General features: G+C 69.3%; 27 protein-coding genes and 1 tRNA gene. 22 read left to right on the top strand and 6 right to left on the bottom strand.

Annotation, left to right across the window (positions count from 1 at the left end; translation table 11 throughout):
• The first annotated feature begins 64 nt into the window (after window positions 1-64).
• Genes ACFDS6_RS02225 through ACFDS6_RS02195 form a run of 7 tightly spaced genes read left to right on the top strand, consistent with a single transcriptional unit; the run spans window position 65 to window position 6,134 of the window.
• Window positions 65-802: a class I SAM-dependent methyltransferase gene (locus ACFDS6_RS02225; RefSeq protein ID WP_375270472.1), complete on the top strand. Its 738-nt coding sequence runs from the start codon at window positions 65-67 to the stop codon at window positions 800-802.
• Window positions 799-2,337 (top strand): 2-polyprenylphenol 6-hydroxylase, encoded by a 1,539-nt coding sequence (gene ubiB / locus ACFDS6_RS02220; protein WP_375270471.1) that lies wholly within the window; start codon window positions 799-801, stop codon window positions 2,335-2,337. Before ACFDS6_RS02225 ends, ubiB begins: the two co-directional genes overlap by 4 nt.
• On the top strand, window positions 2,331-3,380 hold the full coding sequence (locus ACFDS6_RS02215; protein ID WP_375270470.1) for a hypothetical protein: 1,050 nt from the start codon (window positions 2,331-2,333) through the stop codon (window positions 3,378-3,380). Before ubiB ends, ACFDS6_RS02215 begins: the two co-directional genes overlap by 7 nt.
• The gene (gene coaBC, locus ACFDS6_RS02210; protein ID WP_375270469.1) at window positions 3,377-4,555 is read left to right on the top strand and encodes a bifunctional phosphopantothenoylcysteine decarboxylase/phosphopantothenate--cysteine ligase CoaBC; all 1,179 of its coding nucleotides are present in this window, start codon (window positions 3,377-3,379) and stop codon (window positions 4,553-4,555) included. The genes ACFDS6_RS02215 and coaBC overlap by 4 nt, the downstream gene beginning before the upstream one ends.
• Window positions 4,545-4,994 (top strand): dUTP diphosphatase, encoded by a 450-nt coding sequence (gene dut, locus ACFDS6_RS02205; protein ID WP_375270468.1) that lies wholly within the window; start codon window positions 4,545-4,547, stop codon window positions 4,992-4,994. Before coaBC ends, dut begins: the two co-directional genes overlap by 11 nt.
• A complete protein-coding gene (locus tag ACFDS6_RS02200) occupies window positions 4,994-5,353 on the top strand; it encodes a hypothetical protein (RefSeq protein WP_375270467.1) in 360 nt (119 codons plus the stop codon). Before dut ends, ACFDS6_RS02200 begins: the two co-directional genes overlap by 1 nt.
• A gap of 13 nt (window positions 5,354-5,366) precedes the next feature.
• Complete coding sequence (locus tag ACFDS6_RS02195; RefSeq protein ID WP_375270466.1) at window positions 5,367-6,134, top strand: ThiF family adenylyltransferase; 768 nt, start codon at window positions 5,367-5,369, stop codon at window positions 6,132-6,134.
• A 25-nt stretch (window positions 6,135-6,159) separates the two neighbouring features.
• On the opposite strand, the gene galU is transcribed toward ACFDS6_RS02195, so the two are convergent.
• On the bottom strand, window positions 6,160-7,029 hold the full coding sequence (gene galU, locus ACFDS6_RS02190; protein ID WP_375270465.1) for a UTP--glucose-1-phosphate uridylyltransferase GalU: 870 nt from the start codon (window positions 7,027-7,029) through the stop codon (window positions 6,160-6,162).
• Between the two features lie 160 nt (window positions 7,030-7,189).
• Here galU and ACFDS6_RS02185 point away from each other — a divergent pair, with 160 nt between their 5' ends.
• Together ACFDS6_RS02185 and ACFDS6_RS02180 are read left to right on the top strand one after the other, a co-directional pair.
• A complete protein-coding gene (locus ACFDS6_RS02185) occupies window positions 7,190-7,957 on the top strand; it encodes a metallophosphoesterase family protein (RefSeq protein WP_375270464.1) in 768 nt (255 codons plus the stop codon).
• A 143-nt stretch (window positions 7,958-8,100) separates the two neighbouring features.
• A complete protein-coding gene (locus ACFDS6_RS02180; protein WP_375270463.1) occupies window positions 8,101-8,319 on the top strand; it encodes a hypothetical protein in 219 nt (72 codons plus the stop codon).
• A gap of 298 nt (window positions 8,320-8,617) precedes the next feature.
• Here the strand turns inward: ACFDS6_RS02180 and ACFDS6_RS02175 are convergent, their stop codons facing one another.
• From ACFDS6_RS02175 to ACFDS6_RS02165, 3 genes are all read right to left on the bottom strand, one after another.
• Window positions 8,618-9,142: an FKBP-type peptidyl-prolyl cis-trans isomerase gene (locus ACFDS6_RS02175; RefSeq protein WP_375270462.1), complete on the bottom strand. Its 525-nt coding sequence runs from the start codon at window positions 9,140-9,142 to the stop codon at window positions 8,618-8,620.
• Between the two features lie 103 nt (window positions 9,143-9,245).
• Window positions 9,246-9,452, bottom strand: coding sequence for a 30S ribosomal protein S21 (gene rpsU / locus ACFDS6_RS02170; RefSeq protein ID WP_007404630.1), 207 nt, complete (start codon window positions 9,450-9,452; stop codon window positions 9,246-9,248).
• Window positions 9,453-9,566: 114 nt separating this feature from the next.
• A complete protein-coding gene (locus ACFDS6_RS02165; protein WP_375270461.1) occupies window positions 9,567-10,391 on the bottom strand; it encodes a carbon-nitrogen hydrolase family protein in 825 nt (274 codons plus the stop codon).
• Between the two features lie 99 nt (window positions 10,392-10,490).
• Between ACFDS6_RS02165 and cysS the strand changes: the two genes are divergently transcribed.
• The 13 genes from cysS (at window position 10,491) to ACFDS6_RS02100 (ending at window position 21,980) form a co-directional block, all read left to right on the top strand.
• Entirely contained in the window at window positions 10,491-11,921 is a 1,431-nt protein-coding gene (gene cysS / locus ACFDS6_RS02160) for a cysteine--tRNA ligase (protein ID WP_375270460.1), read from the top strand.
• Window positions 11,918-12,856, top strand: a complete 939-nt coding sequence (locus ACFDS6_RS02155) for a D-2-hydroxyacid dehydrogenase (RefSeq protein WP_375270459.1) — start codon at window positions 11,918-11,920, stop codon at window positions 12,854-12,856. Before cysS ends, ACFDS6_RS02155 begins: the two co-directional genes overlap by 4 nt.
• Window positions 12,857-13,182: 326 nt before the next feature.
• Window positions 13,183-13,965 carry an SDR family oxidoreductase gene (locus ACFDS6_RS02150; protein WP_375270458.1) on the top strand — a complete coding sequence of 261 codons (783 nt, stop codon included), beginning with the start codon at window positions 13,183-13,185 and terminating at the stop codon, window positions 13,963-13,965.
• A 293-nt stretch (window positions 13,966-14,258) separates the two neighbouring features.
• Window positions 14,259-15,629 carry a class II 3-deoxy-7-phosphoheptulonate synthase gene (locus ACFDS6_RS02145; protein WP_375270457.1) on the top strand — a complete coding sequence of 457 codons (1,371 nt, stop codon included), beginning with the start codon at window positions 14,259-14,261 and terminating at the stop codon, window positions 15,627-15,629.
• 143 nt (window positions 15,630-15,772) lie between these two features.
• Window positions 15,773-15,847, top strand: a tRNA-Glu gene (locus ACFDS6_RS02140).
• Between the two features lie 96 nt (window positions 15,848-15,943).
• A complete protein-coding gene (locus tag ACFDS6_RS02135; protein ID WP_375270456.1) occupies window positions 15,944-16,648 on the top strand; it encodes a response regulator transcription factor in 705 nt (234 codons plus the stop codon).
• Window positions 16,617-18,191, top strand: coding sequence for an ATP-binding protein (locus tag ACFDS6_RS02130; RefSeq protein WP_375270455.1), 1,575 nt, complete (start codon window positions 16,617-16,619; stop codon window positions 18,189-18,191). Before ACFDS6_RS02135 ends, ACFDS6_RS02130 begins: the two co-directional genes overlap by 32 nt.
• Window positions 18,188-18,610, top strand: coding sequence for an HPr kinase/phosphorylase (locus tag ACFDS6_RS02125; RefSeq protein WP_375270454.1), 423 nt, complete (start codon window positions 18,188-18,190; stop codon window positions 18,608-18,610). The genes ACFDS6_RS02130 and ACFDS6_RS02125 overlap by 4 nt, the downstream gene beginning before the upstream one ends.
• On the top strand, window positions 18,607-19,509 hold the full coding sequence (rapZ, locus tag ACFDS6_RS02120; RefSeq protein ID WP_375270453.1) for an RNase adapter RapZ: 903 nt from the start codon (window positions 18,607-18,609) through the stop codon (window positions 19,507-19,509). Before ACFDS6_RS02125 ends, rapZ begins: the two co-directional genes overlap by 4 nt.
• A 17-nt stretch (window positions 19,510-19,526) precedes the next feature.
• The gene (locus ACFDS6_RS02115; protein ID WP_375270516.1) at window positions 19,527-19,934 is read left to right on the top strand and encodes a PTS sugar transporter subunit IIA; all 408 of its coding nucleotides are present in this window, start codon (window positions 19,527-19,529) and stop codon (window positions 19,932-19,934) included.
• Window positions 19,931-20,200: an HPr family phosphocarrier protein gene (locus ACFDS6_RS02110; RefSeq protein WP_375270452.1), complete on the top strand. Its 270-nt coding sequence runs from the start codon at window positions 19,931-19,933 to the stop codon at window positions 20,198-20,200. The genes ACFDS6_RS02115 and ACFDS6_RS02110 overlap by 4 nt, the downstream gene beginning before the upstream one ends.
• Before the next feature lie 21 nt (window positions 20,201-20,221).
• The gene (locus ACFDS6_RS02105; RefSeq protein ID WP_375270451.1) at window positions 20,222-21,019 is read left to right on the top strand and encodes a TrmH family RNA methyltransferase; all 798 of its coding nucleotides are present in this window, start codon (window positions 20,222-20,224) and stop codon (window positions 21,017-21,019) included.
• 37 nt (window positions 21,020-21,056) lie between these two features.
• Window positions 21,057-21,980 carry an arginase family protein gene (locus ACFDS6_RS02100; RefSeq protein ID WP_375270450.1) on the top strand — a complete coding sequence of 308 codons (924 nt, stop codon included), beginning with the start codon at window positions 21,057-21,059 and terminating at the stop codon, window positions 21,978-21,980.
• A gap of 19 nt (window positions 21,981-21,999) precedes the next feature.
• On the opposite strand, the gene rmuC is transcribed toward ACFDS6_RS02100, so the two are convergent.
• Together rmuC and def are read right to left on the bottom strand one after the other, a co-directional pair.
• The gene (gene rmuC, locus ACFDS6_RS02095; protein ID WP_375270449.1) at window positions 22,000-23,418 is read right to left on the bottom strand and encodes a DNA recombination protein RmuC; all 1,419 of its coding nucleotides are present in this window, start codon (window positions 23,416-23,418) and stop codon (window positions 22,000-22,002) included.
• 260 nt (window positions 23,419-23,678) lie between these two features.
• Window positions 23,679-24,245 (bottom strand): peptide deformylase, encoded by a 567-nt coding sequence (gene def, locus ACFDS6_RS02090; protein WP_375270448.1) that lies wholly within the window; start codon window positions 24,243-24,245, stop codon window positions 23,679-23,681.
• Window positions 24,246-24,266: the final 21 nt, after the last annotated feature.

The following is a 24,266-nucleotide window of genomic DNA, read 5'->3' as shown; positions in this document are numbered from 1 at the left end:
CTCGCGCGGGCGGCGCGCGTGCCAACACCGTCCCGGTGGCCGCGGTGATGAACGGATGTGAGAGTTGAGCGACCAACAAACCGTCTCCTTCGGCTACGAAGACGTGTCCCCGACCGAGAAGACCGAGCGCGTGCGCGGCGTCTTCTCCAACGTGGCGAGCCGTTACGACCTGATGAACGACGCGATGTCGGGCGGCATGCACCGGTTGTGGAAGGACCGCTTCGTGCGCCGGGTAAAACCGTGGGCCGGCGAGCAGATCCTCGACATGGCGGGCGGCACCGGCGACATCGCGTTCCGCATGGCGCCGTCGGGCGCGGCGATCACGGTCGCCGACATCAACCCGGAAATGCTGGGCGTCGGCATGAGCCGCGCGCAGGAGCGCGGCCTCACGGGTCTGGTGTGGACCGAGGCGAATGCCGAGACGCTGACCTTTCCCGACAAGTTCTTCGACGCCTACACGATCGCGTTTGGCATCCGTAACGTGACCGACATCCCGAAGGCGCTACGCGAGGCGCACCGCGTGCTGCGGCGCGGCGGGCGGTTCTTCTGCCTCGAATTCTCGACCACGACCTGGCCGGGGTTCGGCGAAGTTTACGACGCTTACTCGCACAAGGTGGTGCCGCAGCTCGGCAAGCTGCTGGCGAACGATCCCGACAGCTACCGCTACCTGATCGAGTCGATCCGCCGCTTCCCCGACATGCCCGCGTTCGAGCGGATGATCGGGGAAGCGGGATTCGTGCGGACGCGGGTCGAGCCGATGCTGGGCGGGCTGGTCGCGATCCACAGCGGCTGGAAGATTTGACCTCCCCGATCGTTCACACATGGCGGCTGCTGATATGGGGCCGCACGCTCGCGCGGCACGGCGCGCTGCGCGGGATCGAGCGCGATCCCAACACGCCCGCGCGGTTGCGCCGATTGCTGCGCGTCGCACGGTTCGGCGCGCGCGTGCCCGCGGTGCCGCGCTACGCCGACGCGTTCGAGGCGCTGGGGCCCGCGGCGATCAAGCTTGGGCAGACGCTGGCGACGCGGCCCGACATCGTCGGCGAGGATGCGGCGACCAGCCTGCTGCGCTTGCAGGACGCGGTGCCGCCGATCCCCTTCGCGCTCGTCTGCGCGCAGATGAAGGCGAGTTTCGGCCGCCCGCTCGATGATCTGTTCGCCGAGATCGAGGAAGTGCCGGTCGGCGCCGCCTCGATCGCGCAGGTGCACCGCGCACTCACCACCGACGGGCGGCGCGTCGCGGTCAAGGTGCTGCGCCCCAACGTCGAGGAGGATTTCGCGCGCGCGATCGACACCTACGAGTGGGCGGCGGCGCAGATCGAGCCGATGGGCGGCGAACTCGCGCGGCTGCAACCCCGGCTGGTGATCGAGACGTTCAAGCGCTGGACCGCGCGCGAGCTCGACTTACGCCGCGAGGCCGCGTCCTCATCCGAACTCGCGGAGACGATGTCGGCCGAGCCGGGCTTCCTGGTGCCTGCGATCGACTGGCAGCGCACCACCGGCAAGGTGCTGACCAGCGAGTGGATCGACGGGATCAAGCTGTCGAACCGCGCGGCGCTGATCGCGGCGGGCTACGACCTGCCCGAGCTGGCGCGCGTGCTGGTCCACGCCTTTCTGCGACAGGCGATCGCCGACGGCTTCTTTCACGCCGACATGCACCAGGGAAACCTGTTCGCGGTGCCGGGCAACCGGGTGGTCGCGATCGACTTCGGCATCATGGGTCGGATCGACCGACGTGCGCGCGTGTGGCTGGCGGAAATCCTCTACGGGCTGATCACCGGCAATTACCGGCGGGTGGCGGAGATCCATTTCGAGGCGGGCTACGTGCCCGCGCACCACGACGTCGGCGAGTTCGCCACCGCCCTGCGCGCGGTCGGGGAGCCGATGCGCGGGCTGCCGGTCAAGGAGATGTCGATCGGGATGATGCTCGACTCGCTGTTCTCGATCACCCGCGACTTCGACATGATCACGCAGCCGCACCTCTTGCTGCTGCAGAAGACGATGGTGATGGTGGAGGGTGTGGCCACCAGCCTCGATCCCGACATCAACCTATGGGAGACCGCGGGGCCGTTCGTCGAGGACTGGATCCGCACCGAACTGGGGCCCGAGGCCGCGATCGCCGACCGGCTGGTCGCCGACGTGCGCACGCTCGCGCGGCTGCCCGATCTCGTCCGCCGCATCGAGGCACGCTTCCCCGCGCCGGGCGGCGCGCCCCCTGCCCCGCCGCTGCGCGAGATCGAGGTGGTGCGGATCGGCGGCGGCTGGCGCTACGTCGCAGTCGCAGTGGCGAGCACGGTGCTCGCCGTCGCGGCGACGCTGGTCGGGACCGCGTGGTAGCGGCGAGCCGCACGTGGCTGCGCGAACCGATGCGGGTGACCGGCATCAGACCGATCGCTGCCCGTTGGCTGCTGGCGCTGTTCGTCGCGGCGGTCGTCGCCGGCGCGCTGGTCGGCGGACCGGGCGCGTCGCTCGGCGACCGCGACCACGCCGCGGTTGTCGCGGCGATGCGCGACGACAGCGACTATTACCGGCTGATCGGCGGCATCGTGCCCGCGGGTGCCTTTGCCGGGCGGCTGATTCCGCCGCCGACGCTGGCGCTGATCGAGTCGGCCATGGGTCCGCTCGGCGCGACGATCCTGCTGTGCGGCGTGCTGGCCGGCATCCTGCTGGTCGGATGGGATCGCCTGACCGAGCTGTTCGCCGACGCGAGCGGACGGTTGCTGGGTGCGGCGATGCTGCTGGGCGGCACGACCGTCGGCGCGCTGCTGGCGATCGTCGAGCCCCACGGCGGCTGGGCCGCGCTGCTGGCCGCTTGGTCGCTGCTGCTGCGCCGGCGCGGGCGCTGGGTCGAGGCCGCGGCGATCGCGTGCGCGGCCGGAACGATCGAGCCCGGCGCGACCCTGCTCGCCATTGTCATGGCGGGCACGGCCTGGATCGACGGCGAACGCCGCGAGGCGATCGGATGGTCGGCCGCAGCCCCGGTCGCCGCGGCCTGCTGGCTGGCGCACCGCGTCGCGCTCGCGGGGCTGGGCATCGGCTCGATCGGTGAGGGCGCCGCGCCCGCGCCGTTCGACGTCGCCGCCGCGGCGCTGCTGCCCGGCGCGCCAGCGTGGCTGGGTGGCGCGCTGCTGATCACCGGCATTGCGGGATGGAGCGTCGTCCGCGGCGATCTGGCGCGGCGCGTGTCGGCGCTGGTCCTGGCTGGCCTGCTGCTCGCCCACGCGCCGGGCATGCTGTGGGCGGCGGTGCTGACCACGCCATTGCTTCCGCTCGGGCTGATCTTCGCGGCGAGCGCTGCTATCACGCTGGTCCGAGCGGAAGGCACGCGGCGGCGGATCACGGTGACGCGGGTGAGACAGGCCGAGAGGAGCGACGCATGAGCCGTATCCTGCTGATCGTCGGCGGTGGGATCGCCGCCTACAAGGCGTGCGAGATCGTGCGCACGTTGCGCAAGCGCGGCCACTCGGTGCGCTGCGTGATGACGGACGCCGCGGCGCATTTCGTCACCCCGATGACGCTCGCCGCTTTGTCGGAGGACAAGGTCTACACGACGCTGTGGGACCTGAAGGACGAGGCGGAGATGGGCCATATCCAGCTCAGCCGGCAGGCCGATCTGGTCGTGGTCGCGCCGGGATCGGCCGACCTGCTCGCGCGCATGGCGGGCGGGCTCGCCAACGATCTGGCGACGACGCTGCTGCTCGCGACCGACAAGCCGGTGCTCGTCGCGCCAGCGATGAACGTGCGGATGTGGCATCACGCCGCCACGCAGCGCAACGTCGCGCAGCTGCGCGCCGACGGCGTCGCGGTGATGGAGCCCGACGAGGGCGCGATGGCGTGTGGCGAGTGGGGCGCGGGCCGCCTGCCCGAGCCCGACGCGATCGTCGCGCGGATCGAGGCGATGCTGACGCCCACCGCCGCGCGCGCGCTCGCGGGCAAGCGCGCGATCGTCACCGCCGGCCCGACCCACGAGCCGATCGACCCGGTCCGCTACATCGCCAATCGCTCCTCGGGCAAGCAAGGCTTCGCGATCGCGGCGGCGCTGGCCGAACTGGGCGCCGAGGTGCGGTTGATCGCCGGGCCGGTGTCGCTACCCACGCCCGCGGGGGTCACGCGCGTCGATGTCGAAACCGCGCGGGAGATGGCGGACGCGGTCGATCAGGCACTACCCGCCGACGTGGCAGTGATGGTGGCGGCGGTCGCCGACTGGCGCGTCGACCTGGCCGCGGGACAGAAGATCAAGAAGGGCGATGCCGCGCCCGCGCTGACGCTTACCGAAAACCCGGACATCCTCGCCGAACTGGGGCGCAGCGCGCGGCGCCCGTCGCTGCTGATCGGTTTCGCCGCGGAAACCGAGCGCGTGGTCGAGCACGCGTCCGCCAAGCGCGCGCGCAAGCGGGCCGACTGGATCGTCGCCAACGACGTGTCGGGCGACGTGATGGGCGGCGACGCGAACACGATCCAAATCGTCACCGGAGACGGCGTCGAGAGCTGGACCAGATTGCCCAAGCGCGATGTCGCGACGCGGCTTGCCCGAAGGATTGCCGATGCCCTCTGACCCGATCACCATCGCGGTGTTGCGCCTGCCGCACGGCGCCGACCTGCCGCTGCCGGCCTACGCCACCGCGGGCGCCGCGGGGATGGACGTGGTCGCAGCGGAGGACGCGACGCTTGATCCGGGCGCGCGCGCCGCGATCGCGACCGGTTTTGCACTTGCAATCCCGAACGGGTATGAGGTGCAGGTGCGTCCGCGATCCGGTCTTGCTCTCAAACACGGCGTCACGTGCCTGAACACGCCCGGCACGATCGACTGCGACTATCGCGGCGAGGTGAAGGTGATCCTCGCCAACCTGGGTGACGAGCCGTTCCCCGTCCGTCGCGGCGAGCGGATCGCGCAGATGGTGCCCGCACCGGTACTGCGCGCGCAGCTGGCCGAGGTCGACGTGCTCGACGTTACGACGCGCGGCGCCGGCGGCTTCGGGTCCACCGGACGCTGATGCTGCTCGGGCTCGCCTTGCAGGCCGCAGTGGCGATCGCGAGCCCGCCGTTCGACTGGAGCGGGTTGCCGCCGCTGCGCGTCCCGCGCGTCGAGGCGAGACCGCCGGTCGCCGATTTCGTCCACGAGGAGGTGCGGGCTGGACGCTGCGCCACGCCGCAGCAGGCGTCCGTCACCGTCGACCTGGCCGTCTACGTCACCGAACAGGGTCAGGTGCGCCGCATCGTGCCGCGCGCGATCGATTGCCCGACGGTCGAGCAATATGCCTCCGGCGTCGCGCTGCGCAGCATCAGCGGCAAGGTCGAGCCGCCGGCGAGCGCGGGCTGGCACCGGATGGCGGTGACCTTCACATGGCGGTAGCAGGCGCGTGACGGTGGCGCTGTCGCCCGACGAACTCGCCCGCTACGCCCGCCACGTCATCCTTCCCGAGATCGGCGGCGCCGGCCAGCTGCGCCTGCGTCGCGCGCAGGTGACGGTGATCGGCGCGGGCGGGATCGGGTCGCCCGCGCTGCAGTATCTCGCGGGCGCCGGCTTCGCGCGCGTCGTGGTGATCGACGACGATGTCGTCGACACGTCCAACCTGCACCGCCAGACCCTGTTCTCCGGCGACGAGCGCGGCCAGTCCAAGGCGGAGCGCGCGGTCGCGGCCGTGGCGCGCATCAACCCGCACGTACAGGCGAGCGCCCGCGTCGAGCGGATCGACGCCGACAATGCCGCCCGCCTTCTCGCCGGCGCCGACGTCGTGATCGACGGCAGCGACAATTTCGCGACGCGGCTGGCCGTCGCCGACGCGACGCTCGCGCAGCGCATCCCGCTCGTCTCGTCGGCGGTCAGCCGCTTCGAAGGGCAGGTCGCGGTGTTCCGCGGCTGGGAGAACGACAAGCCGTGCTATCGCTGCTTCGTCGGCAGCGACCCCGCGCGCGAAGGTCTGACCTGCGCCGAGGAAGGTGTGCTCGGTCCCGTGACCGGCGTGCTGGGCAGCTTGGCCGCGCTGGAGGCGATCCGCGCCGTGACCCCGTTCGGCGACGACACGGCGGGAACCCTGCTGCTCGTCGACCTGCTCGCGCTGCGCTTTCGCACATTGCGGCTGCCCAAGGACCCGGGGTGCCCGGCCTGCGGCGCGGGAGCGGCGAGCGGCTGAGCCGCCGCTCCCTCCCTGACCGCGATCAGCCGAGCAGCTTGCTCGCGAAGGAGCGCACCGCCGGCCCGATGTCCGATCGTGCCAGCGCGAGTGCCAGGTTCGCCTGGATGAAGCCGGCCTTGTCGCCGCAGTCGTAGCGGTCGCCGTCGAACGTGAAGCCGTAGAACGGCTGCTCGCCGATTAGCTGCGCCATCGCGTCGGTCAGCTGGATCTCGCCGCCCGCGCCGGTCTCCTTGCGGTCGAGGATGTGCATGACCTCGGGCTGGAGGATGTAGCGGCCGGGGATCATCAGGTTGGACGGCGACTCGCCCTTCGCCGGCTTTTCCACCAGCGCGGTCACCTCGGTCAGCCGGCCGTCGACTCGGCCGGGCGAGATGATGCCGTACTTGTTCGTCTCCTCGTCTGGGACCTCCAGCGCGCCGATGACGTTGCCGCCGACGCGGTTGTACGCGTCGACCATCTGCGCGGTGAAGTTCGGCTGCCCGACCATCAGCTCGTCCGGCAGCAGCACCGCGAACGGCTCGTCACCGACGATCTCGCGCGCGCACCACACCGCGTGGCCGAGCCCGAGCGGTTCCTGCTGGCGGACGTAGACGGGCGAGCCCGGCTGCTGGCGGATGCCCTCGATCAGCGACAGGCTCTTGCCGCGCTCGCGCATCGTCGCCTCGAGCTCGTAGGAGATGTCGAAATGATCCTCCAGCGCGCCCTTGCCGCGCCCGGTCACGAAGATGATCTGCTCGATGCCTGCTTCCAGCGCTTCCTCGACCGCGTACTGGATCAGCGGCTTGTCGACGACCGTCAGCATCTCCTTGGGCATCGCCTTCGTCGCCGGCAGGAACCGCGTGCCCAGCCCTGCAACCGGGAACACTGCCTTGCGCACCTTCTTGATCGTCATCGCTTTCCCTGTCGGATCGGTCATCGCCACGCTCTAGCGGCGACGGCAAGCGCCCGCAAATCGCATGACGTACAAGCGTGCGGCCTGGCCTGCATGGAGGCTCGGCGTAACGAGGCTTGCGGCCAAGCGTGGCGGATCGTAAGCGGTGCCGCTCACGATCATGCTGCGCAAACTCTTCCGCGGCGGCGCCCGGGCGTCCGCCCTTCCCCTGTCGACGATCCCGCCGGGCGAGCGCGTGTACGCGATCGGCGACGTACACGGGTGCCTCGCGCAGCTCGACAGCCTGCTGACGATGATCCGTCAGGACGAGGTCGAGCGTGGCCCCGCCCGGACGACGATGGTCCTGCTCGGCGACCTGGTCGATCGCGGCCCTGGCTCGGCGCAGGTCATCGAGCGGCTGATCGCGCTCAAGGCGGAAGCCCCGAACACCCGTTTCCTCAAGGGCAACCACGAGGAGGTCTTCCTCCACGCGATCGCGGGCGACGATCAAGCGCTGCGCATGTTCTGCCGTATCGGCGGGCGCGAGACGATCCTGAGCTACGGTGTCGGCTCTGCCGAGTATGAGCGGCTCGACTACGGCGAACTTGCCGAGCGACTGGCGGCCGTCGTCCCCGAGTCCCACCGCGACTTCCTTGAAGGCTTCGAGGATGTCGTCACGATCGGCGATTACGCCTTCGTCCACGCCGGCATCCGCCCCAACGTCGAGCTCGCGTTGCAGAAGACGACCGACCTGCGCTGGATACGCGGTGGCTTCCTCGATTATGCCGGCCGATACGAGAAGATGATCGTGCACGGCCACACCATCACGCCCGAGGTGGACCGCCGCGCCGGGCGGATCGGCATCGACACCGGTGCCTACGCGGGTGGTCCGCTCACTGCCCTCGGCATCGAAGGCGGCGCTACCTGGATAGTGCAGGCGTTCGCCTGACCGGGCACCTTTCGTGTGATATCAACGATGCAGGTGGTGGCGAAATGTCACAGCCAGGCGCGGCAGCGGCTTGATTTTAACGCTTGGCGCCTATATCGGCACTCGGGAAGCAAAGGGAGTTTCACATGCGTCTTGCTAAGTACATGCTCGCCGCCGCCGCCGCGTCGGTTTCGGTCGCTCCGGCGATCGCCGCTCCGGTGAACGCTGCCAGCAGCGTGTCGGTGTCGCGCGCTGCCGCGCCGTCGGCCAAGAAGAACGAGCTCGCCGGTGGCGGCTTCATCGTCGCGATCATCGCGGCGGCTGCCGTGATCGCGGGCATCATCGTGGTTGCCGACAGCGACGACGAGCCGGACAGCAACTAAGTCCGTTCAGCGAGAGCTGAGAAAAGGTAGCGGCCTTTGGGCCGCTATTTTTTTGCCTGCCTCAGGTCGTGATTAGGCAAGTGGATCAGCGAACGGCCGTCTCAGTGGGCCGCGCCATCGTAGGGCGAAGCGCCCTTTCGCACCGCTGGTAGTCCGCTTTCGCCAACCAGCTAAGCACGCATCAAAGCTCCGCACGCACCTGTAGCGTTGCGTTGTTCAATAAACTGCGCACATGAAAAAGGCGGAGCCGAATACTCGGCCCCGCCCATAACTGTCAGCGCTTACTCGGGTAGCGGTGTCAGCGACCGCCCGGCATCGCGCCGCCCGGCATCGCGCCCTGCTGCTGCATCATCTGCTGCATCGCCCGGATCTGCGCTTCGGACATGAACTCGATCAGCTCGACGTCGAACTGCAGCGTCGAGTTCGCCGGAATCGGCCCGCGATCCTCGGCACCGTAGGCAAGCTCGGGCTTGATCCAGAAACGGTACTTGGCACCTTTGCTCATCAGCTTGAGCCCTTCGGTGAAGCCGGGGATCATGCGGGCGACGGGCAGCGGGGTCGGCTGGTCCGACTTGTCGAAGACGGTGCCGTTCATCAGCTTGCCCTCGTAGCGGACCAGCGCCACGTCGCTGTCGGTCGGATGCGGGCCGGTACCCTGCTTGAGCACCTTGTAGCGCAGGCCCGAGGGCGTCGTCTGGATGCCGGTCGCGCCCACCTTGGCGAGCGCGACGCCGGCGACCAGCGCGAAGGCGAGGCCGATCCACAACCAGAGCACGTAGGCGCGCTTCACCGGGGCGATCGGAACGGCGGTCACGGTCGACATGGATCAGGACACCTGCATTTGGCGCGACCCCTTGGGGCTCGCGATCGTCCGTAAAATCATCAAGGCCGCACCGCGTCATATCAACGCGATGCGAGCCGATCGCTTACCGTGCGCCGTCGCGCTCGGCGCGCTTGCGCTCCAGCTTGCGCGCGCGGCGGACCGCGGCGGCTCGCTCGCGCGCGCGCTTCTCCGACGGCTTCTCGTAGTGGCGACGCAGCTTCATCTCGCGATACACACCCTCGCGCTGCAGCTTCTTCTTGAGCGCGCGAAGGGCCTGGTCGACGTTGTTGTCGCGAACGATGATCTGCATAAAACCAATGAACTCCGGGAAAACAGCTACAGCGGCGGCAGGCAGGCCTGCGCCGAACGCGTCGCGTCTATCAGCTAGGTCGCCGATCCGCAACCCGCGAACAAGGCGCGTCAATCAGGATGCCACGTCCACCGCCCCGATCGCGCGACGGTGTCTGAGCGCGGGCACGCGCGCCTGCACACGATCGACCAGCCCCAAATCGAGCTCGACGAACCCGACACCCGCCTCCGCGCCCATGTCGAGCAGCACCTCGCCCCAGGGATCGACGACGAGCGAGTGGCCGTAGGTCTCGCGCCCGTCCTCGTGAACGCCGGTCTGTGCCGCCGCGACCACGAACGCACCCGCCTCGATCGCGCGGGCGCGCAGCAGCACGTGCCAGTGCGCCGCCCCGGTCGGACGCGTGAAGGCGGCGGGAACCGACAGGACCCGCGCGCCGGCGTCGCTCAACGCGCGGAACAGGTCGGGAAAGCGCAGGTCGTAGCAGATTGTCATGCCCATCCGCCCGAGCGGGGTGTCGACCGCCACCGCTCGCTCACCCGCGGCGTAGCTTGCCGACTCGCGCCAGCGCTCGCCGCTCGGGAGGTCGACGTCGAACAGGTGCATCTTGTCGTAGCGCGCGCGAACAGCGCCGCGCGCGTCGATCACGAAGCCGCGATTGGCGAGCATCCCGTCGTCGCGCCGCAGCGCCAGCGAGCCGAGATGGACCCAGATACCAGCCGAGCGCGCCGCCTCGGCGACCGCGGCGAGCACCGCGTCGTCCGCCTCGGTTCGGATGCTGGTCGCCGCGCGCGCGCGGTCGCGGTCGAGCAGCCCCGACATTTCGGGCGTGAACAGCATCGCCGCGCCCGCCCTTCCCGCTTCCTGAATCGCGGCCACGAGGGCGTGGGCGTTGGCGGCGGGGTCGATCCCGGTGGTGGTCTGGGCGAGCGCGATCTTCATCGAATCGCTTGTGCCACGCCGGTCGCGCGAACGCGCGTCCTTTCGCGCCTGGATGCCGAGCGGCTTGGCGCACGCGCGCGCGTGCGGTTAAGAGGCCGCATGACCGGCGCCCCCCTCTTCCTTTACAACAGCCTGACCCGCGCGACCGAGCGGTTCGTGCCGATCGATCCCGACAACGTCCGCGTCTACTCGTGCGGGCCGACCGTCTACCATTACGCCCACATCGGCAACCTGCGCGCCTACGTCTTCACCGACACGCTGTCGCGCGTGCTGACGTGGAAGGGCTGGCCGTTGACGCACATCATCAACATCACCGATGTCGGACACCTGACCTCCGACGCGGACGCGGGCGACGACAAGATGGAGGCGGCGGCGCGCGCCAGCGGGCGCGACATCTGGGACATCTCGCGGCATTACACGCGGGCGTTCAAGCGCAACCTGGCCGACCTCAACATCCGCGAGCCCAGCCGCTTCCCGCTCGCGACCGATCACGTCGCCGAGATGATCGCGTGGGGCGAGGCAATCGAGGCGAAGCACTGCTACCGGCTGGACGACGGCCTCTACTTCGACGTGACGACCGTGCCCGATTACGGCGCGCTGGCGGGGGCGGCGGACGACGCCGCGGCCGGCCGGATCGAGACGGTCGCGGGCAAGCGCCACCCGCAGGATTTCGCGATCTGGCGCACGACGCCGCCCGGCGAGTCGCGGCAGATGGAGTGGGACTCGCCCTGGGGTCGCGGCGCGCCGGGCTGGCATCTCGAATGCTCGGTGATGAGCCGCAAGTATCTGGGCGCGTCGTTCGACATCCACACCGGCGGCATCGACCACCGCGAGATCCATCATCCCAACGAGATCGCGCAGAACCAGGCCTATTGCGGCTGCGCGGACACCGGCGCATCCTTCTGGATGCACAACAACTTCCTGGTCGATCGCACGGGAAAGATGAGCAAATCGTCCGGCGAGTTCTTGACCCTCGACGTGCTGGTCGCGCGCGGCTTCCACCCGCTGGCGTACCGCATGATGTGCCTTCAGGCGCATTACCGGTCGGAGCTGGAATTCTCCTGGGACAATCTATCCGCCGCGCAGGTGCGATTGAAGCGGCTGGTCCACGCGGTCGGCGCGTTGCGCGACCGGCCGGCGAAGGACGGCGGCGCGACGACCGACGCGTATCGCGCGCAGCTCGACGCGGCGGTGTCGGACGACCTCAACACCGCGCGCGCGTTGCCGGTGCTCGACGCGATGCTGGCGGACAAGAAGGTGACGCCGGGCGATCGGCTCGCCGCGCTCGCCGACTTCGACGCGGTGCTCGGGCTCGGGCTCGCCGACCTGACGCGCGAGGCGTTGCGGGTGCGCCCCGATACCGCGACGATCACCGCCGACGAGATCGAGGCGCGTCTGGCCGAGCGACGTAGCGCGCGCGCGGCCAGGGACTTCCCGCGCTCCGACGCGATCCGCGACGAGCTGGCGGCGGCGGGCGTCGAGGTGATGGACGGCGATCCGCTCGGCTGGGACTGGAAGGTGACGTCATGAAGGCCGTTCTCCCCGCGATCGCGCGTCCGCTGCTTCAGGACAGGCTGCCTGACGAGGTGGAGGTGGCTTGGTTCACCTCGCCTGCCGAGGCCAAGGCGATGATCGCCGACGCCGAGATCGCCTGGGTCGACATGCAACCGACCGAGCACGTCGCCGAGGCGATCCGCGCGGCGGGGCCGGCGCTCAAATGGGTATCGACGATCTACGCCGGGCTCGACGCCTTCCCGCTCGACCTGCTGCGCGAGCGCGGCGTCACGCTGACCAACGGCGTCGGCATCAACGCGATCGCGGTGGCGGAGTACGCGGTCATGGGCGTGCTGGTCGCAGCCAAGCGCTACGACGAGGTGCTGCGCGCGCAGGACCGCCGAGAGTGGCCGAAGGATGCGCCGGGCAAGGTCGAGCTGGCCGACACGCGCGCGCTGATCGTCGGGCTGGGCGCGATCGGGCGGTTGATCGCGGATCGGCTGGCAGCGTTCGGGGTGGAGGTGACCGGCGTCACCCGCTCGGGCCGCGACGGCACGCTGACGCCCGACGCGTGGCGCGCGCGGCTGGGCGCGTTTGACTGGGTCATCCTGGCCGCGCCCTCTACCGACGACACGAAGGCGATGATCGGCGCGGACGAGCTCGCCGCGATGAAGCGGGACGCGTGGCTGATCAACATCGCGCGCGGCGACATGATCAACGACGACGCGCTGCTCGCCGCATTGAACGAGCGGCGGATCGCGGGCGCCTTCCTCGATCCTACCAATCCCGAGCCGCTGCCGTCCGACCATCCGCTGTGGCGCGCGCCCAATTGCATGATCACCATGCACCTGTCGGGCCGCAGCCAGACCAAGATGTTCCAGCGCGCCGCGGCGCTCTTCCTCGACAATCTGACCGCCTACCGGGATGGCCGCGCCCTGCGCAACGTCGCCGATCTTGACGCGGGTTATTGATTGGCGAGTAGCGCTAGGCACGCCTGATTGCCGCTCGGCCACGCCACAGGCGCTGAGGCGCGCATCGTAGCCGATTGATCGTCAACAATAATTTGGTAAAGGGCGCTCCCGTAAGTGAGTCAGGAGTGGATGTTGGAAGCGAGGTTGCTCATAGCCTACGCGCTGATCGCCTTGATCGTGTTCGTCGGCAGCGGAACGGCGCTGATCTGGGCCAAGCGGCGCAAGGCTCGTCAACGCCGGATGCGCGGCATCAAATCGTACACGCCGCCCAGTAGCGGACGATAGCGCACGCATCGACGATCGCACCACTTTGGAAAGGTAAGCGCGTGGACCTGGGACTGAACGGCCGTACAGCGATCGTCTGCGCGTCGAGTCATGGGCTGGGGCGCGGTTGTGCGCTGGCGCTCGCCGAGGCGGGCTGCGCGCTGGTGCTGAACGGACGCGACGAAGACGCGCTGGCCGCGGCGGCGACGGCGATCCGCGACGAGACGGGTGTGCGGGTGGAGACGGTCGCCGGCGACATCGCGGCCGACGCGACGCAGGAGGCGCTGGTCGCCGCGGCGGGTGGCGCACCCGACATCCTGGTCAACAACAATGCCGGGCCACCCTTACGCGACTTTCGCGCGCTCGACGGCGCGGCGATGCATGCCGGGCTGGAGGCGAACATGGTGACGCCGATCCGCATGGTGCAGCGCGTGATCGACGGCATGGTCGAACGGCGCTTCGGGCGGATCGTCTGCATCACCTCCGCCGCGGTCAAGGCACCGGTCGCGGGGCTCGACCTGTCGAGCGGCGCGCGCGTCGGGCTGACCGGGTTCCTCGCAGGGGTCGCGCGGTCGGTCGCGCACGCCAACGTCACGATCAACTTCCTGCTGCCCGGCCTGTTCGACACGCGGCGGCTGGCGGGCGTCCACGCCTTCTCAGCAGAGGCGCAGGGGATCGACGTGGAGGAAGCGGCGCGGCGCGCGCGCGAGCGGATCCCGGCGCGGCGTTTCGGCGAGCCCGACGAGTTCGGCGCCGCCTGCGCCTTCCTGTGCTCGGACAAGGCAGGATTCGTGACGGGACAAAGCCTGCTGATCGACGGCGGCGCCTTCCCCGGCGTGCTCTGACGCAGTCATCGACAGTTCATCGGCGAACGCGCCTGACGTCACTCGAGAACAGGCAGGCGGGTGGATCATGCAGCGTCGCTGGCAATGGATCATGTTGTGGTCGCTGTGCGCGATCGGCTGGATCGTGGCGATCGGCTACGTCGTGGCGGACGTGCGCGGCGGTGCGCTGGACCTGTTCTGACGCGTGATCGACCGGCGCGATCGCGGCTCGTCGGATTGCGAGGTTTCCTTCGTTGCGCCGAATGGCTAACTGACGCACGGTTTGTTGCTCTTGTTTTGTGATGGAATTGAACATGGCCGCCAATTGGGCACCCGATAGCTGGACGCGCCACGAGGCGCGGCAGCTACCCACCTACCCCGATGCCGCGGCGCTGCGGAACGCGACAGATCGCCTGTCGAACTTCCCGCCGCTGGTGTTCGCGGGCGAGGCGCGCAACCTGACGGGCGACCTGGCGAAGGTGGCGGAAGGCAAGGCGTTCCTGCTCCAGGGCGGCGACTGCGCGGAAAGCTTCGCCGAGTTCCATCCCAACAACATCCGCGACACGTTCCGGGTCATCCTGCAGATGGCGGTGGTGCTGACCTTCGCGTCCAAGCTGCCGGTGGTGAAGCTCGGCCGCATGGCGGGGCAGTTCGCCAAGCCGCGCTCGGCCGACCAGGAGACGATCGACGGCGTCGAACTGCCGAGCTACCGCGGCGACAACGTCAACGATATCGCGTTCACGCCCGACTCGCGCGTGCCCGATCCCGAGCGGATGGTGCGCGCCTACGCGCAGTCGGCGGCGACGCTCAACCTGCTGCGCGCGTTCGCGCAAGGCGGTTACGCGAACCTGCACCAGGTCCATCGCTGGACCCACGACTTCATGGGCCGCAGTCCATGGGCGAAGAAGTATGCCGAGACCGCCGACCGCATCGGTGAGGCGCTCGACTTCATGGAAGCGTGCGGGATCAGCCCCGACACGGTGCCGCAGCTGTCGCAGACGACCTTCTACACCAGTCACGAGGCGCTGCTGCTGCCGTTCGAGCAGGCGATGGCGCGGCAGGACTCGCTCACCGGCGACTGGTACGACACTTCGGCGCACTTCCTGTGGATCGGTGATCGCACCCGGTTCGAGGGGTCGGCGCACGTCGAGTTCCTGCGCGGCATCGGCAACCCGATCGGCGTCAAGTGCGGGCCGAGTCTGGAGCCCGACGCGCTGCTGCGCATGCTCGACACGCTCAACCCCGCGCGCGTGCCCGGTCGCATGACGCTGATCACGCGCTACGGCCACGACAAGATCGAGGCGCACCTTCCCCGCCTCGTCCGCGCGGTGACCCGCGAGGGGCATCCGGTGATCTGGTCGTGCGACCCGATGCACGGCAACGTCGTCAAGGCCGCCAACGGGTACAAGACGCGCCCGTTCGACCGCATCCTGGCCGAAGTGCGCGGCTTCTTCGCGGTGCACCGCGCCGAGGGCACGCACGCGGGCGGTATCCACGCCGAGATGACGGGGCAGAACGTGACCGAATGCACCGGCGGCGCGATCGACGTGACCGAGCAGAGCCTGGCCGATCGCTACCACACGCACTGCGACCCGCGCCTGAACGCCGGGCAGAGCCTTGAGCTCGCCTTCCTGCTGGCCGAGATGCTCAACACCGAGATGGCGGAGCGACGCAAGGCGGCGTGAGGGGCGGCGAGCACGGGGTGAAGGAGCGCGCGTTGGCCTCACCTTCGCCTCACCTTTCGTTCCGCCCTCTCGGCATGTCGGCGGCAAAAGCGTGCTTGACGCAATTGGATCGCCACCGTATCAGCGCGCCTCGCACCGCGCACGGCCCCTTCGTCTAGCGGTTAGGACGTCGCCCTCTCACGGCGAAAACACGAGTTCGATTCTCGTAGGGGTCACCATGCTGCCAGCGGTGCGGATCAACCAACAGCCACGGTCACATCGGCGCGCTCGTTAGCGCATTGAGCCGGACGTGCGTTTCGACTAGCAAGCCGGCCATGAGTGCAACGATCGCTTTGGTCGACGACGATCGCAACATCCTGACCTCGGTGTCGATCGCCTTGCAGGCTGAGGGGTTCCTCACGCGACTGTACCCGGACGGCGAAGCGGCGCTGAAGGCGTTGATCGAGAACCCGCCCGACCTCGCCATCCTCGACATCAAGATGCCGCGGATGGACGGACTCGAGCTGCTCAGACGGCTGCGCGAGAAGCAGACCACACCCGTCATCTTCCTGACCAGCAAGGACGACGAGCTCGACGAGGCGCTCGGCCTCGCGCTCGGCGCCGACGATTACATCGCGAAGCCGTTCAGCCAGCGGCTGCTGATCGCGCGCATCCGCGCGATCCTTCGTCGTACCGAGCTCACCGCCGGCACCGACCCGGACCACGCCGAGACAACCGGACCGATCGAGCGCGGGCGGCTGGTGATGGATCCCGCGCGCCACCGCGTGTCGTGGAGCGGCACGCCCGTGACGCTGACCGTCACCGAGTTCCTGATCCTCGAAACGCTGGCGCAGCGCCCCGGCATCGTGAAGACGCGCAACCAGTTGATGGATGCCGCCTATCAGGACGACATCTACGTCGACGACCGCACGATCGATTCGCACATCAAGCGCGTGCGCCGCAAGTTCCGCGAGGTCGACCGCGACTTCGAGTCGATAGAAACGCTGTATGGCGCCGGCTACCGCTTCTCCGAGGAGTGACCCGCTCGACCCAGCGCGGCGGTGGTCTGACCAGGTATCGCTGACGCCGCGTATCCTGGCGGTGAACGTTTTCGCGCTGCTGCTGCTCGGCGGCGGGTTCTTCTATCTCGACTCGTTCCGCACACGCATTCTCGACAGCCGGGTCATGCAGGTCCGGCGAGAGGCCGGCCTGATGGCGGAGGCGCTGAACGCCGCATCGCCGTCGAGCCGCCCCGCACTGCTGACGCGGCTGGCACGCGACACGGGCGGCCGCTTGCAGCTGCTGGACCGCGACGATCGCGTGCTGCTCGACAGCCAGCAATTGGGCGAGACCGGTTTCGCGCTGGTCGATCCGCGGACGGACGGCGTCGGGCAGCGTGCGGCGCGTTGGCTCGACGCGCTAATCGACTTCATCGTGCGCGCGCCTTCCTCACCCGCCTTCCTCGCCGACGCGGACCGTGCTCGGATCGATCCGCGCGTCGCTCGCACGACGCGCGCGCTGTCGGCGACGGTGTGGCGCGCGCCCGATCGCACCCCCATCATCACCGCCGCCGCGCCCCTGCCCGGCGGCGCGGTCGTGCTGTCGACGATCAACGCGCGTGATATCACCGAGCGGGTCCGGGTCGAGCGCTATCGCCTGAGCCTCGTCGTGCTGACGGCACTGGCGATCTCGATCGCGCTGTCATTGTATCTCGCTCGCACGATCGTCGATCCGCTGCGTCGCTTGGCGCGCGCCGCGGTCCGCGTGCGACTGGGTCGCGCGCGCGAGGTCGTCGTGCCGCGCTTGCCAGATCGTCGCGACGAGATCGGCATGCTCGCGCGCGCGCTCTCCGACATGAGCCTCGCGCTGCGCGCGCGGATCGACGCGACCGAGGCGTTCGCCGCGGACGTGACGCACGAGTTGAAGAACCCGCTGGCTTCGCTGCGTAGCGCGGTCGACGCGCTGGCCCGGATCGACGATCGCGAGGCACAGGCGCGCCTGCTCGCGATCGTGGCGGACGATGTTCACCGGCTAGACCGGCTCATCAGCGACATCTCGGAGGCATCGCGGCTGGACGCGCAGCTCAGCCGGGCCAAGTTCGAGCGGATCGACCTGACCGCGATGATCGCCGGCCTGATCGCGCAGCGGGAACAGCGCGGCACCGTGCGGGACGTGCGGCTTCACCTCGACCTCCTGCCCGCGGGTCAGGTGCCCGTCATGGCGGAGGGAGCACGGTTGGAGCGGGTGTTCGACAATCTGATCGACAACGCTTTGTCCTTCTCGCCCGATCGCGGCATCGTCTCCATTGGCGTGCGTCGGGTCGATGGCGACATCGAGGTGCGCGTCGAAGACGAGGGGCCAGGTGTGCCGATGGAGGCGCGCGAGGCAATCTTCCGCCGCTTCCACTCGGTGCGCCCGAGCGAAGAAGCGTTCGGCAAGCACTCGGGGCTCGGGCTCGCGATCGCGCGAACCATCGTCGAGGCGCACCAGGGCAGCGTCGTGGTGGAAACCCGCGAAGATCGTCTCAGCGGCGCGCGGTTCGTCGTCAAGCTACCGATCGCCGACGTGGTCGAGGGCGAATGACCTTGGTTCACGCGACCACGGTGGCGATCAACGACCACGGCGTCATGCTGATCGGGGCCTCGGGCGCCGGCAAGTCGGATCTCGCCCTGCGCCTGATCGACCGAGGTGCGACCCTGGTCAGCGACGATTACACCGGCGTCGCTCGTCACGGCGAGACACTGGTCGCCACCGCGCCGGCCACGATCGCGGGGCAGATCGAAATCAGGGGCGTCGGCATCGTCGCGGTTCCGTTCACCTCCACGATCGTCGTCAAGATGGTGGTAGAGCTTGGCGATGAAGTGGCGCGAATGCCGGAAGCGCGCTGGTGCACCGTCGCCGAGCAGCAGGTGCGCGCGTTCGTGATCGACCCGCGACCTGCGTCCGCCGCCATCAAGGTCGAGTACGCGCTCGCGCAGCTGTTGTCGGAGCGCGCGACGTGACCATTTCGGTACTGCTGGTCGTCGGCATGTCCGGAGCGGGAAAGTCGACCGTGCTCAAGACGCTGGAGGACCTCGGCTGGGATACCGTCGACAATCTGCCGCTCGTCCTGCTGCCGCGCCTGCTCCACGGCTCGCAATCCAGCGAAACGACGCAGCGCCCGCTGGCGCTCGGGTTCGGATCGCGCACGCGCGACTTCGATCCACGAGGTTTTATCCACAGCGTCGCGGATTTACGCGAGCGGGGTGATATCGACCTCGGCACGCTGTTCCTCGATTGCGCCACCGACGAACTCGCGCGCCGCTACGCCGAGACGCGGCGACGGCATCCGTTGGCGGAGGACCGTCCCGTCCGCGACGGTATCTCGCGCGAGCGGACCCTGCTCGCGCCGCTGCGATCGTGGGCGAACCGGCTGATCGACACCAGCGAGGTGAAGGCGAACGCGCTCGCGCAGCAGGTCCGCGCCACGTTCGCGCGGGATGACCTCGCCGAAACGACGCTGACGATCGAGTCGTTCGGCTTCTCTCGCGGGGTACCGGCCGAGGCGGACCTGATGTTCGACATGCGCTTCCTGCGCAATCCGCACTGGGAGCCGGCGCTGCGCCCCAGAACGGGACGCGACCCCGCCGTGGCCGCCTATGTCGCCGCAGACCCATCGTACGAGGAAGCGGTGAGCCGGATCGAGGAGCTGCTGCTGCTGCTGCTGCCGCGCTACCGGGCGGAGGGAAAGCCCTATGTCACGGTCGCTTTCGGGTGTACCGGCGGGAAACACCGATCGGTGCACGTGACGGAGCGCGTGGCGGCGCGGTTGCGCGAGGCGGGCTTTTCGCCCACAATTCTGCATCGCGATTTGGCGGCGGCGCCGCATGACATGCTTGAGGGGCGACCGCAGGGTCAATGAACGGTAAGTCAATGCAGATCATCGGGCTGGTGCTCGTCACGCATGGCCGCCTGGCCGACGAGTTCGTCACCGCGATGGAGCACGTCGTAGGGCCGCAGAAGCAGGTCCAGACCGTCGCGATCGGTCCCGAAGATGATATGGAGGCGCGCCGCGCCGACATCGCCCAGGCGATCGCCGACGTCGACGGCGGGCGCGGCGTGATCGTGCTGACCGACCTGTTCGGGGGCACGCCGTCCAATCTCGCCATCTCGCTGATGGAGCGCGGCCGGGTCGAGGTGATCGCGGGCATCAACCTGCCGATGCTGATCCGGCTTGAGTCGGCGCGCAAGTCGATGTCGGTCGTGGCCGCAGTCGCCGCGGCGCGCGAGGCGGGGCGAAAGTACATCTCGGTCGCCTCCGAAGTGCTCGGCGAGGCGGCAGCGTGAGCGCCTCGCGCACCGTCGAGATCACCAATCGGCGGGGCTTGCACGCGCGCGCCAGTGCCAAGTTCGTGACGCTCGCCGCCGCGCAGCCGTTGGCGGTCGAGGTCGCGCGCGGCGGCTCCAGCGTGACCGGCACGTCGATCATGGGGTTGATGATGCTGGGCGCTGCGAAGGGCGACACGATCACGATCAGCGCCGAGGGCGATCAGGCCGAAGCGGTGGTCGCGACGATGTGCGCGCTGGTGGAGGACAAATTCGGCGAGGATTGATCCCGCCGGATTAGCTCGCCGATGCCGCGCACGATCACCGCTTACTCCAACCCGCTGATCAAGCAGGTCCGCGACCTGCGCGACAAGCGCCATCGCCGCGAACAGGGCATGTTCCTGGCCGAAGGATTGCGTATCCTGACGGAGGCACGCGAGACCGGGCGCGTGCCGCGCTATCTGTTCTTCGCCGCGGTCTCGGCCGGGCACCCACTCGTCGCGGCGCTGATCCACGCGGTCGAAGGTTCGGGCGGCGAGGCGATCGAGACGACGCCGGATATCCTGTCCAAGCTGTCGGGAAAGGACAATCCGCAGGCGGTGGTCGGCGTCTTCGCCGCTTTCGAGACATCATTATCGGCGCTCGACCGGACATCCTCGCCGATCTGGCTGGTGGCGGAACGGCTGCGCGACCCCGGAAACCTCGGCACGATCCTGCGCACCGGGGACGCGGTCGGCGCGGGCGGGCTGATCCTGGTCGGCGAGTGCGTCGATGCTTTCTCGGTCGAGGCGGTGCGCGCCAGCATGGGGGCGCTGTTCACCGTGCCGATCGTCCGCACCGAATGGTCTTCGTTCGTCGACTGGCTGCGCGCCGGACCGGGGCAGTTGGTGGGGCTGAGCCTGCAGACCGAGCACGACTACCGCGGTGCCGACTATGCCGCGCCGACGTTCCTGCTGACGGGGAACGAGGCGCAGGGCCTGCCCGACGAGTATGAGGCCGCGTGCGACCTGCTGGTCAAGCTGCCGATGCTGGGCAAGGCCGACAGCCTGAATGCGGCGGTGGCGACCGCGGTGATGGCGTACGAGGTGCTCGCCCGGCACCGCTGAGCGGCAACGAAGCGCGTCCCCGCGGGTTTGCAGCGGCGTGACCACCGGCTTTCCCACCTTCCTCCGCCTGCCCGCCGCCACGCTCGACGACCTGCCCGACACGCCCGTCGTGGTGCTGGGCGCGGCGGAGGCGACGCCGTACGACCCGGCGAGGCGCAGCCATTCCGCCGACGCGCCGGGTGCGATCCGCGCCGCGTCGCAGCAGTTCGCGGGTCAGGTCTTCCAGCATGATTTCGACCTCGGCGCGACGTTGCTGGAGAAGGGCGCGCCGCGGGAGCAGGTCGGGGTCGATATCGGCGACGTCGTCACCAAGCTGCACGACTCTGGCGGCAACCGACACCGGATCGCCGCTGCGGTCGAGCGGGTGCTGGCGGCGGGGTCGCGGCCGGTCGTGCTGGGCGGCGACGATTCGGTGCCGATCCCGGTGCTCGCCGCCTACGACGGGTTCGGACCGATCACCGTGGTGCAGGTCGACGCGCACGTCGACTGGGGCGGGACGATCCAGGGTGAGGACAATGGCTACGGCTCGCCGATGCGGCGGGTGGCGGAGATGCCGTGGGTCACCGGCATGCTGCAGGTCGGCATCCGCGGCCTGGGCAGCGGCGAGGCGTGGCAGCACGATGACGCGCGCGCGTTCGGCGACCAGATCGTCACCGCGCGCGAGTGGCACCGGCGCGGGGCGGAAGCGGTGCTGGGCGAGAGACCGGCGGGCGAGCGATACGTCGTGTCGATCGACTGCGACGGGATCGATCCTGCCGCCTTTCCCGCGGTGGCGATGCCGACGCCGGGCGGGCTGACCTACGAGGATTGCCTCGACCTGCTCCACGGCCTCGCCGCGCGCGGAACGATCGTCGGGCTGATCCTGGCCGAGTACGTGCCCGACCGTGACGACCCGCACCGCCAGTGCGCGCAGATCGCGGCGCGGCTGGTGACGGTTGCCATGGGGCTGATGCGGTCCTGATCCTGTTTTCGCTGCCCTCCTACTCGACCGCCGCGTCGTAGCTGAGCTTTGTCAGCGGGCGAACCGCCTGCTCGCCGACCGGCAGCGATTCGATAGACTTGGTGCCGGTGTCGATGTTGAGCGCCTCGAAGCGGCGCGCGCTGGTCAGCACCTGACTCTCGAGGCTGCCGACGAAGGAATTGTACGCGCCCATCGCGGTGTCGAGGTTCTTGCCGAGTTTGGCCACGTGGCCGCCCATCACCGCTAGCCGGCCGTAGAGTTCCTTGCCGAGCGTCGCAATCTCCTGCGCCTGCGCGGCGAGCTTCTCCTGCCGCCAGACCGCCGACACGGTGCGCGCGATCGCGATCAGGTTGGTCGGCGTGGCGAGCAGCACGCGGCGATCGAAGGCGTCGTCCCACAGCTTGGGATCGTGCTCCAGCGCGGCGCCGAGGAAATGCTCACCGGGCACGAACATGATGACGTAATCGGGCGCGTCGTCGAACTGCGTCCAGTAAGCCTTGGCGCCGAGCGCGTTGACGTGGTTGCGCATCGACAAAGCGTGCGCGGCGAGCCCGAGCTGGCGCTCGTTCTCGTCCACCGCGCCGAACGCGTCCTGATAGGCGTTCAAGGACACCTTGGCGTCGATGATCAGCGACTTGCCGCCGGGGATGCGGACGATCGCGTCGGGGCGCAGCCGCGCGCCGTCGTCGAGCGCGACGCTGACCTCCATCTGGAAGTCGGTATGCTCGGCGAGCCCGCACGACTCGAGCACGTTGCGCAGCTGCTGCTCGCCCCAGCGGCCGCGCGCCTTGGGCGCGTTGCGCAGCGCGTTGACGAGCTTGGCCGCCTCGCCGGAGACACGCTCCTGCCCCGCGCGCATCGCCTCGATCTGGCCGTGGAGTTGCCCGAACGCGTCGCGGCGCTCCGCCTCGATCCGCTGCACGCCCTCCTCGTAGCGCAGCAGGCGGTCGTTGACGGGTTGCAGCAGCGCCTTGATGCCCTGCCCCGTCGCCTCCTCGCTCTGACGCAGGCGGGCCTCGGCGCGCTCGAGGAACTGCTTCTGCGCGTCGCCGAGCGCGGATTGCGCGACTTCCTTGAAGCGCAGGCTCATCTCGTCGGCGGCGACCTTCAGGTCGGCGATCCGCTGCTCGGCGGCACGGCCCTCCGCCTCCAGCCGCGAGACGTGAAGCCGCGCGGTCTCGCGTTCGTCGCGCGCCTGGGCGAGGTCGAGGCGGAGCTGCTCGGCGGCACGGGCGCGTTCCTCCGCCCCCGCCAGGTCGGCGATCGCGCGGCGGAACTGCTCGGTCTGCGCGTCGCGCTCGGCGCGGGCGGCATCACGCTCACCGCGGAGCTGGTCACGCTCGGCCGCCACGCCGCTCGCCGCCTGGCGCGTCAGGAACCAGCCGAGTGCCGCGCCGATGACTAGGGCAACGAGGGCGATCAGCAGTGTCTCGGCCATGCGGCGCTCCGGAAGGTGGGGCTAAGGTGAGGCCAACGCGCATCGTCGCCGCGCCTCTACCCGCCCGTGGTAAGGACATGGGGCGGAACATAGATCGAACGCTTGTGGTAGGATAGTGGGGATTTAAAGCGCGGGTGGGCCGTGGGAAAGCAGCCGCGCCGCGGGGTAGGTCCGAGGTTACGCTCGGCTCACCTACGCGATGCTCCGCGCGGAACCTACCCACCCCCAGCCCCTCCCTTCCAAGGATGGGAGTAGGGCCGTCAGCCGTTGCGGCGCATCTTGTCGAGCTTCTTCATCAACATGCCGCGCTTCAATCGCGAGATGTGATCGGTGAAGAGCACGCCGTTCAGATGGTCGATCTCGTGCTGCATGCACGTCGCCATCAGCCCGTCGAACTCCTGCTCGCGCGGCTGGCCGTCGGTGTCGAGCCAGCGGACATGGCAGCGCGCCGGGCGGGTGACCTCGGCATATTGCTCGGGGATCGAGAGACAGCCCTCGTTGTAGGTCGAGGTTTCCTCGCTGACCGACACCAGCTCGGGATTGATGAAGGCGTGCGGGTTGCGCGTGCCGTCGGCGTCGGCTTCCGCCTCGTCCTCCACGGCCTCGTCACCGCCCGCGTCACCCTCGGGCCGCTCCTGCAGGTCGATGACGACGATGCGCTGGAGGATGCCGACCTGGCTCGCGGCGAGACCGATGCCGCGCGCGTCGTACATCGTATCGAACATGTCGGAAACGATGCCGCGCACCTCGTCGGTGACGTGGGTGACGGGTTCGCACACCTTGCGCAGGACGGGATCGGGTACTTCGACGATCGGGAGAATGGCCATGACGGGGGCAGCTAGGTCGCT

Origin of the sequence: Sphingomonas sp. (assembly GCF_042095875.1) — a bacterium.
Classification (GTDB): Bacteria; Pseudomonadota; Alphaproteobacteria; order Sphingomonadales; family Sphingomonadaceae; genus Sphingomonas.
The sequence above is the reverse complement of the archived record's forward strand: the minus strand, read 5'-3'. Positions and strand labels throughout refer to the sequence as shown.